The 3,749-nt window shown below is 53.7% G+C and carries 4 protein-coding genes; all 4 read right to left on the reverse strand.

Translation table 11 applies throughout. The features are described from left to right. Positions 1-140: 140 nt before the first annotated feature. Positions 141-662: a hypothetical protein gene (locus MHJ63_RS09780; RefSeq protein ID WP_239447307.1), complete on the reverse strand. Its 522-nt coding sequence runs from the start codon at positions 660-662 to the stop codon at positions 141-143. 26 nt (positions 663-688) lie between these two features. Then, a complete protein-coding gene (locus tag MHJ63_RS09785; RefSeq protein ID WP_239447308.1) occupies positions 689-1,147 on the reverse strand; it encodes a MarR family transcriptional regulator in 459 nt (152 codons plus the stop codon). Positions 1,148-1,214: 67 nt separating this feature from the next. After that, positions 1,215-1,784, reverse strand: a complete 570-nt coding sequence (locus MHJ63_RS09790; protein WP_275436218.1) for a recombinase family protein — start codon at positions 1,782-1,784, stop codon at positions 1,215-1,217. Positions 1,785-2,073: 289 nt separating this feature from the next. Continuing rightward, complete coding sequence (locus MHJ63_RS09795) at positions 2,074-3,366, reverse strand: MFS transporter (RefSeq protein ID WP_239447310.1); 1,293 nt, start codon at positions 3,364-3,366, stop codon at positions 2,074-2,076. Positions 3,367-3,749 lie beyond the last annotated feature (383 nt).

Below are 3,749 nucleotides of genomic sequence, written 5' to 3' on the forward strand. Positions count from 1 at the left end.
GGTGGGTGCATTGGTGGAACACTAAGCGGCTTCACGAAGCTTTGGACTACGCCACCCCACAGGAAGTCGAAACCGAGTACTATCTCACCCAGCCCATCAACACAGGGCCGTAAAAGAAGCGAAACTAAACCCAGGACGCTTCAGTTCGTGCCATCCTTGCGCAGTGCCTTTTGCAGCTTACGGCTGAGCATGGAAGATTCTTCATGCACTAACGCAGCAAACTCCATGGGTGCGAACGTGTACCCTTGGGCTTCAAGTTCTTTCACCAATGGAGTTTTCAGACGATCCAGATTGCCACTGTCCAGCTCATGCTGAATGATCTTCTCTTTGAACATATCCGGGTCACACTGAACATAACCAGGAACATCATTCAAGCGTTCCCGCTGCACGGTTCCCTTACCAGCTCCGGGCGGTCCAGCCATCACAATGGCTCTTCCCTCGTGCTTGATTTCACCGCGCCTAGCCGCGTCATCAATCACCTCTTGAATCCACTGACGATGCAGCGCGCGCCGCTCGCTCGTGCTGCGCGGCCGCGCTCCGCTGTTGTCGAAATACTGCTCTTGACTGATCGTGGCATATGGCCCTCGCGGGTTCATATCAGGATCAGCCAGCACCTGACGCAGCGCCGCGTAATGTCGTTCTATCAATTCGTCGTTAGCCAACGATTCACCCTCCGGTTGCTCGCTACCTAATCAGCCGTCTTCATCAAAACTTCATCGTAGATCGCATCGTCAATCAAGCCGTTATCGGCCGCTTCGACAACCTCTTCCCAGGTTCCGTCCATGCTCTCTTCATACTCGCCGTACTCGTTCGCCCAGGGGGTCGGCTTATACGGCCATGCAACCAACTGGCGCACCACTTCGGTACGATCAATAAACCCGGCCGCGTACCGCTGGCACACTTCATAAGGGCTTGCAGCGTTGAACTCACCAACCACAGCCGGTACAGCCTGGGCACGCTGCAACGCCTTCGCCACCGCTGGCTGAGACATACCCAGCAACGCCGCCATCTCACGCTGAGTCATCCCACCAGCAGCAGCCTTCAAAGTACGCTTGTAATCCAGCGCATCAACCTCTACACGCTGCCGAGCTTTCAACAACTGCGCACGCATTTCATCATGCTGCGGACGTTCCACTAGCTGGCTCATAACAACCTCCTAAACCTCGAAACAAACATTTCCTCACTTCAAATATGACATTAGTTATCATTGTGGATCAAGGGTTTTCACTCGATAGTGACCGGTAAATACTCGCTGCACTGACACCAAGAATCTTGCCGATCTGCGCATAGCTTTTCCCTTCCTCGCGCAGCTGCCGCGCCGTCGCGGTGCGGTCTGCATCCATAACGCGCGGCCGCCCTCCGACTCTCCCCTGAGCGCGCGCGTACGCTAAACCCCTCTTGGTGTTCTCTCGGATCATAGAGACGCGCAGCTGCGCCATGACCGCCATAATGCCCACAATGGCTTCGCCCATCGGCGTAGATATGTCCACGTCTAAGAATGGCTCGGTAAGACTTTTGATCCTCACACCGCGCTCCCCCAGCTCACGGATAATCTCAATGGCCATCCGCTCTTCACCTGCCACGCGATCCAGGGCGCGGATGACCAACGTATCCCCCGGCTGCAATTGCGCCTTGCACGCGATCCACTGCGGCCGCGCAGCTTCCCGGCTCGACTCCCCCCGGTCAGCAAAAATCTTCTCGGCTCCGGCCGCGCGCAACTCGGCCGCCTGCGCCTGCGGGTTCTGCTCGCGCGTGCTCACTCGCGCGTATCCAATGACTGCCATATCAAAAACGGTACACAGCCAGGTTGTGCAACGTTTCGGTTTTGAAAGACGTTTCTGAAACAACAAACCCCGGCGTGTCGCCGGGGTTCGCCGTTCGTTTCAAAAACGATCGTTTTTGGACAGCTATTTTGGAAAGTGTTATTACCACGCGAGTGCGCCCCTGACAGAGAGGCCCGAGTGCCCTAAAACTGGAATCACTGAAAAACACGGAACAAACACCATTTTGGCTTCAAATCAGCGGAAGACGATGAAGAGCAAGGACCTGGCCCTCGCGACCTAACAGGGACTGTCACTTCCTCCCGCACCAGACCTCGGCGCCAGGTTCATCTTCGGGCAGCTCTTCTGCAGACGGTACTCCACGCCGAGGAACCCCAGCTCTCAGTAGGAACACACACTGAAGCAGTGCAACACCCACAGCCATCCAGAGAGTTACTAGCGCACCTACCGTAGCCAACAAAGTCGCACCAACAACTCCTGCCAGCAACAGCATCCCTTGAGTAATAGCCCTACGAGTAGATGAAACACGAGCCATCAATTCATCAGGAGTGATCATAGCAATAACACTAGAGCTATTTACTGATAACATTCCAAGAGTTATCCCAAATAATGTAAATGAAATCCATATGTTCACTAAAGCCATTTCTGGAGCCAGAACAGACAAAGGAATAATAGCAAAATTTATCGGCACGAGCAGGCTAGCCACAAACATCGCTCTAAGTGGCCCAATCCTCCGGCCCAATCCAGGTGCAACGACAGCTCCAACCACGCCCCCAACAGCACTCAGCGACCACACTATTCCGAATAACTCCGGAGCGATCCCTAAATCCTTTAAAATAAACCACGACTCCGCAGCCTGATATAATCCGGCTGCCGCATTGTTAACAGAGGTGGTTAATACGAGCGCCAAAAGTAACTTATGTCCGACTAAGAACTCCCACCCTTCTTTGATAGCCGAGGATACTTTTGGCCAAGCCTCATTCGGGTCCGGGCAAGGGTCTTTCCTTACCTTTATCAGACTAGCTCCAGACACAAACTGTGCCGTCGCGCTAACCGCAAACGCCAGAGGAGCTGGAATCAACCGAACCAATAACCCGCCAGCAGCTGGACCCACCAGAGCCACGACTTGCTCAGATGCCATCAGGGAACCAGCAGCATCTCCCACATTCTCGCGTCCCACTATATTTGGAATAATAGACGTCTGCGCTGCTCTCGAGAACGTTTCGGTTAGTCCAATAATCCCCAATACAAGCAGCACTTGCCATGGCGATAAATAGCCAATGACAAACAATAGAACCAGGATACTGTATAGGCCGGCTCGTATCCACGACGTACCAATTAACGTTCGTCGCCGTCCTATTCTGTCAACTGCAACCCCAGCAAATAATCCAAACATTAATGGGCCAATACTATTTAGCGGTGCAATCAATCCTGCTTCGAACGGCGATGCGTCGAGGACATTTATCATCCCTACGGACGCTGCAAACGTTGCAATAGCCTGCGAAATACTCAGGCAAGTATTGGATACCCAGACTCTCCTGAAGTCGCCACTTCTCCAAATCATCGGCAACTTAAAAAGCTTCATCTGCGGCCTCCAGGCAGTCGAAGTTCAAGGGCGAGCACGGCTAGCAGAACGAGCGCCGAACCCGATGCGGCACTACCGTGGATTAAAGGTGCGCCACGTCACGATACACGAACCCGCACGGCAGCCCCGGCAACACGCACAAGAGAGCTGGCGCCTGACATTCTCACATCTGGCAGCTGAAGATGAGCTAATAGTCTGTATCGAGCATCACACTTCAGAGCTTATCGAAGGGAAGACATCGCGGCCGATATGAAAGCCTTCACGGTTCATCGCGTGTCACATTTTGCGGATGCCGTAGACCGAGAAATTCTGCGCATGCACACGTTGTATCTCTGGGATGAGAAGGCTGTCGCTTAAGGCCCTTGCGCTGGGTACACGTAAGG

The sequence above is a fragment of the Pseudoglutamicibacter albus genome, from assembly GCF_022346425.1.
Classification (GTDB): domain Bacteria; phylum Actinomycetota; class Actinomycetes; order Actinomycetales; family Micrococcaceae; genus Pseudoglutamicibacter; species Pseudoglutamicibacter albus.

Excerpts from the sequence above, each read along its gene's own strand:
- MHJ63_RS09785 (WP_239447308.1), bottom strand. The coding sequence starts at position 1,147 with ATGAGCCAGCTAGTGGAACGTCCGCAGCATGATGAAATGCGTGCGCAG.
- MHJ63_RS09790 (WP_275436218.1), bottom strand. The coding sequence starts at position 1,784 with ATGGCAGTCATTGGATACGCGCGAGTGAGCACGCGCGAGCAGAACCCG.
- MHJ63_RS09795 (WP_239447310.1), bottom strand. The coding sequence starts at position 3,366 with ATGAAGCTTTTTAAGTTGCCGATGATTTGGAGAAGTGGCGACTTCAGG.